Origin of the sequence: Trichocoleus sp. FACHB-262 (assembly GCF_014696035.1) — a bacterium.
Taxonomy (GTDB): Bacteria; Cyanobacteriota; Cyanobacteriia; order FACHB-46; family FACHB-46; genus Trichocoleus.
The window spans coordinates 1-4,827 of sequence record NZ_JACJPK010000009.1; the positions used below are offsets into that span (position 1 = coordinate 1).

A 4,827-nucleotide genomic window follows, 5' to 3' on the forward strand; every position below is an offset into this window, starting at 1 on the left:
TGATGGGGTTCAAGCCTTTCAACAGTGCTAGACGAACCTTAAGCGGGACCGAAGCGATGAATATGATGCGTAAAGGACAGGTTCAAGATGTTGAGAGAGGCGGTGTGCGATCACAAGTAGAATTCGTGTCTCAAATTTTCGGACTTGCTGCTTAATAGAGTCTAGAGTCGGTCAATTGTTTGTGCCTCAATAGTTCTTGCGACAGAACCGGCTGGTAAGGGTCAGGAGCCACAGTTGTAGACGAACTGTCTTGACCCGGATGAGCAGTGCCGGGGTGCCCCTACGGGTGATTCAAGAGATATCCGGACACCTCAGCTTGCAAGCGCTTCAATGGTATCTTGGGGTTTCAGAGTTGCAACTAGAGGGGCGATCGCAGCTCTTAATTTTTGAGGGGCTGACAGTTGCGATTGAAGTATTTGTTTAAAGGCAGAAGCGCAATGACAGAATGAGCTTTTCGGCGGTTTCAGCAGAGCAATCGCCTCAGGGGCAAGTCCGTTATGAGCCAATCGGCTTTGAACTTCTCCCAAGCAAATTTACCCTCTCCCAACTGAAAATCCTGTATGAAACTGTGTTGGGAGTATCTCTAGATAAAGGCAAATTCCGCAAAGAAATTCTCAAAAAGGATTTGCTAATCGAGCTGGACAAAACCCAAATCGATGAATCAAAGTACCCTCAACTCAAAGAAAAAGGCTTCAATTTTGAGATTTAGTTAGGAATTTTTCTTCCATCCGTTGTATCCAGTTTTGAGTACCCAGCCTTAGCAAACCGAGGTTTAGCTTGATTTGTCTCAATGAGCCTGGTTGAATTCCCTGGCTACCCTGTGGCTGATCCAACAGCGTCAGTTCAGCTATGCGATCGCTCTGATCCATCACTCCTCATCGCCTGCAACCTTAGAAAGATCTGATGAATCGCTTCTTTTGTGCTCTCTTACTAGGAACTAACTTGGTTGTTCCCTACCTCAATCTCTTGGCGCTGCCAACTCAGAAGGCGGTCGCCCAAGAAGTTTCTGGCCCAGTTCTCGCGCAGGCTTCCCGCATAGATGTAAGTGTTCTGCGCCAGCAGCTAAAGGCGCAAGATTGGCGGGCTGCTGATGCTGAAACTCGCTGGATTTTGGAGACTTGGGTGCATCCTAAAGGTGATATTTTTAGCTCACCCCTCGCCACTAATATTCCCCCGGAAGTGCTGCAAACCCTAGACCAACTCTGGACAGACGCTAGCGGCGGGCGCTTTGGCTTCAGTGCTCAGAAACAAATCTGGGATCAGGTGAGAGCCAAACATCCTGACAATACAAATACTGCGGCTAAAGCCTTTGGCGATCGCGTCGGCTGGACTCGGTCAACTCCTGACCCAGAGAACTTTGTAGCTCCGGAGTGGTTGACTGAGCCAGAGCTAAAGTACTCGCGGCAAGCTCCCGTGGGACACCTACCTTGGACAGGTATTTCGTGGGAGCGCATTAGTGGCATGCTCAATGCTCAAAGCTGTGGCAGCTGTATGATCGATGCCCTCTATCTGCAAGGCGATCGCTTCAAACGTTACCTACCTGTTCTGTTCGGCTGGCTCTCTACGGCTCTAGAAGCTCCCTTACCCACTGAAGGTAGCTGGACTCAAGCCCGTCTCGCCCGCTCCATCGACCTGCGATCGCTTTACTCCAACAAAAACTGCCCTGCCTATCCGGTGGCCCAAGCCATTAGCCCCGACAGTAAGCTTCTGGCGATCAGCAGCTATAGCTATGAGGACTCTTGTAATGGAGGAGCCAACAACAGCACGCTAGCGCTATGGAATGCGGAGCGAGGCACTCGGCTGATTACTCTCCTGCGGGGCCAAGCAACAAAAGCTTCTTCCTATAGGGGAACAGCTCAGGAACCTCCAACTGAGTCTAACCGCATTGTGGGAGATGTCGCCAATTCGGTAGCTTTCACACCGGATGGTCGGCTGGTGGCAGGACTCTCCAATGGCACGATCCGCCTGTGGGGCACTGATCAAGGGAAGGCGGTGCGGACGATCAGTGGGCATCGGTATGCGGTTAGAGCGATCGCTATTAGCAGCGATGGTCAACGACTTGCTAGCATCAGTAGCGATCGCACGATCAAGCTGTGGAACCTGCAAACGGGGCAACTCCTACGCACCATCACTTTGCAGCCCTCCAATGGCATTGCGACTACTCTGTTGATCAGTGCTGATGGTAAGCGGCTAGCCACGGCCAGCGATCGCAACACCCTACAACTCTGGGACGCAACCACTGGGCAACTAATTCGCACTTTGGTTGGTCAAGCCGCTAACCTCCCGCCCGGATTGCCTCTAGCTTTTAGTCCCAACGGCCAACTCCTAGCGGCTGCAGATAGCGATCGCAGCATCAAGTTGTGGAATGCTACTACAGGAGTGCGACTGATCACCCTACGCAAACACAGCAACTCAATTCAACACCTAGCGTTTAGCTCCGATAGTCAGCAGCTAGCCAGTAGTGAAGAGAAAACAGCTTATCTCTGGAATCTTCGCACCTACCAACCTATCCACACTCTTAACCTAGTCCAGTCGGCTGGACATCCAGTGCAGCCAAACAATCTGGGCTATCTAGCGTTTAGTCCTGATGGCAGCGTCTTAGCCACCAGTAGCTTGCTTTTGCCATTGGTGGAAAGCGAGCCAATTCCGCGCCAAGGAATTCTCTTGTGGAATACCCAGACAGGGCAAAGCATCACAGCAATCTATGGTGTGAGTCGGTTCCAGTTCAGCCCCAATGGTCAATTCTTGATCGCCAACGGCAGAGCTGTGCAACTCTGGCAACCTTATCGCCCCCTGATTTCCACAAAAAACTAACCCCCAGCCTTTTCCCTGCCTAGCTTGCTTCCCTCCAGGGATAGCGATGCGAGCCGAATTTCAAAGTCCCTTTCCAATGCGGAGAGGGCTTTAGGGAGAGGCCCACAAGGTTTCGCTGGGCGATGTAGGCATTAGCCTGAGAGACAAAACTGATTTCAGGAATTCGGGGATATGAGATTGTAGACCAAAGATATTTGTATTTAGGAAGCAAGAAATATGACTGAGCGGGTCACTGTAACCACTGCCATGCCAAATTCAATCAACCGTCAGGCAGTCACAGAGGTGCTGGCTTAGATGCAGATGCAATTGACCTAATTTCATCTTGCTAAAAACGGGCATTCCTCTGTGAACTTGGCCGATCGCCAGCTTTACTTGAGGAATTACACAAATGAGTTTAGAACAGCTAGGCTGGAGCGATTTTTTTGCTCACAGCTTTGCCCCCTATCGTGCCGCAGGTTACAAAGTAGGTCGAGTAGCGCTAGAGCACAAGCAAACCTACCTCCTCTACACCGAGCAAGGCGAGATCACAGCTGAAGTCACGGGGAAATTTCGCCATCAAGCAGCCAGTTCCCACAATTTTCCAGCCGTGGGCGATTGGGTTGTGGTCAACCTATCTGCTGGAGCTGGGAAAGCGACCATCCATCAAGTATTGCCACACAAAAGCAAGTTCTCGCGACAAGCGGCGGGGACCAAAACGACCGAGCAAGTTGTAGCAACAAACATTGATACCATCTTTTTGGTATCCAGCCTGGATAGCAACTTCAATCTCCGCCGCATTGAACGTTACTTGGTTTTAACTTGGGAGAGTGGAGCCAATCCAGTGATTCTGCTCAACAAAGCGGATCTGTGCGATCGCGTAGAAGCACGAATCTCAGAGGTAGAAGCAATCGCTTTGGGAGTGCCCATTCTGGTTCTGAGCGCGGCTCAACAGCAAGATCTAGAAGCGTTACAGCCCTATCTGCAATCGGGACAAACAGTAGCCCTGCTCGGCTCATCAGGAGTAGGTAAGTCAACCATCACCAATCAATTGCTAGGTCTGGAAGCTCAGGCGGTTCAAGCGGTGCGGCAGCAAGACCACAAAGGGAGGCATACCACCACCCATCGGCAATTGATTCGCTTGACTTCTGGAGGCTGTATTGTTGACACGCCAGGGATGCGGGAACTTCAGCTCTGGTCAGCAGCGGAGGGCTTGCAGGAAACCTTTGCCGACATTGAGGAGTTAGCCCAGCAATGCCGTTTTCGCGATTGTCAACATACAACCGAACCAGGCTGTGCTGTACAGGAAGCCATAGAACAAGGGTTACTCGATCCCACTCGATTTTTCAGCTATCAAAAACTGCAACGAGAGCTAGATCATGCCACCCGTAAACAGAACCTATCGGCGCAATTAGCCGAAAAGGAGAAATGGAAGAAGATCCACAAAGCCCTACGCGATCGCTCAAAGCATAGCTGGAGCTGAGCAATAGGGTTTTGCATACTGTTCAATATAGCGATCGCCTGCGGCTGGTTGGAGTCAGTACGCACAGTTTTCGCCGGACTGCTCTAACCTAGATGAGCAGTGCAGAGATACCGCTGCGAGTAATTCAGGAGATATCAGGGCACCGCAGCTTACAGGCACTACAGAGGTATCTAGAGGTGTTGGAATTGCAATTGGAAGGAGCGATCGCGGCTTTAAGTTTTTGAAGTACTGATGCTTAGTGAATCAGTTGATTTCTTGAACTGGATCTAACAATTTTCGAGGTCGTGGTCCATATCAACACCCTGAATTCCGTCTAATCCCGTTTCTGGGATCTTAGGCAGAATAAAAGGCGAGAACAGAGCGAATAAACGCTAAAGAATTCAGGCTAATTCCGGGCGTTGCTGAATAGGTAATGATTTAAGCTGAGAGAGGAATTGTCCGATACTTCAAATAATGCAGCAGCAACCGAAGTGAACACTTCAACATCTCAACTGATTTGGAGTAGCACAAGGTCTTCCGGTGCAATCGTGCTAAATAATGCCTCAGTCGGGTAT

Annotated in this window: 5 protein-coding genes and 2 pseudogenes; 6 read left to right on the forward strand and 1 reads right to left on the reverse strand. The window is 50.4% G+C overall.

Features of this window, described 5'->3' with window-relative positions; all coding sequences use genetic code 11:
* From H6F68_RS28785 to H6F68_RS00205, 6 genes and pseudogenes are all read left to right on the forward strand, one after another.
* Nucleotides 1-155 (forward strand): annotated as a pseudogene (locus H6F68_RS28785) (IS6 family transposase); the annotation flags it as partial.
* Nucleotides 156-196: 41 nt separating this feature from the next.
* Nucleotides 197-424, forward strand: coding sequence for a tyrosine-type recombinase/integrase (locus H6F68_RS00185; RefSeq protein WP_190555695.1), 228 nt, complete (start codon nucleotides 197-199; stop codon nucleotides 422-424).
* A gap of 21 nt (nucleotides 425-445) precedes the next feature.
* Complete coding sequence (locus H6F68_RS00190) at nucleotides 446-709, forward strand: NrtR DNA-binding winged helix domain-containing protein (protein ID WP_190555696.1); 264 nt, start codon at nucleotides 446-448, stop codon at nucleotides 707-709.
* A gap of 194 nt (nucleotides 710-903) precedes the next feature.
* Entirely contained in the window at nucleotides 904-2,814 is a 1,911-nt protein-coding gene (locus H6F68_RS00195; protein ID WP_190555697.1) for a GUN4 domain-containing protein, read from the forward strand.
* Between the two features lie 388 nt (nucleotides 2,815-3,202).
* Nucleotides 3,203-4,273, forward strand: a complete 1,071-nt coding sequence (gene rsgA / locus H6F68_RS00200; protein ID WP_190555698.1) for a ribosome small subunit-dependent GTPase A — start codon at nucleotides 3,203-3,205, stop codon at nucleotides 4,271-4,273.
* Nucleotides 4,274-4,365: 92 nt separating this feature from the next.
* Complete coding sequence (locus tag H6F68_RS00205) at nucleotides 4,366-4,497, forward strand: hypothetical protein (protein ID WP_313929986.1); 132 nt, start codon at nucleotides 4,366-4,368, stop codon at nucleotides 4,495-4,497.
* Nucleotides 4,498-4,690: 193 nt separating this feature from the next.
* Here H6F68_RS00205 and H6F68_RS00210 read toward each other — a convergent pair.
* Nucleotides 4,691-4,827 (reverse strand): annotated as a pseudogene (locus tag H6F68_RS00210) (IS1 family transposase); the annotation flags it as partial.

What these genes read in the sequence shown, in the direction of transcription:
- H6F68_RS00205 (WP_313929986.1), top strand. Translation starts at nt 4,366, where the DNA reads ATGAGCAGTGCAGAGATACCGCTGCGAGTAATTCAGGAGATATCAGGG.
- H6F68_RS00195 (WP_190555697.1), top strand. Translation starts at nt 904, where the DNA reads ATGAATCGCTTCTTTTGTGCTCTCTTACTAGGAACTAACTTGGTTGTT.
- rsgA (WP_190555698.1), top strand. Translation starts at nt 3,203, where the DNA reads ATGAGTTTAGAACAGCTAGGCTGGAGCGATTTTTTTGCTCACAGCTTT.
- H6F68_RS00190 (WP_190555696.1), top strand. Translation starts at nt 446, where the DNA reads ATGAGCTTTTCGGCGGTTTCAGCAGAGCAATCGCCTCAGGGGCAAGTC.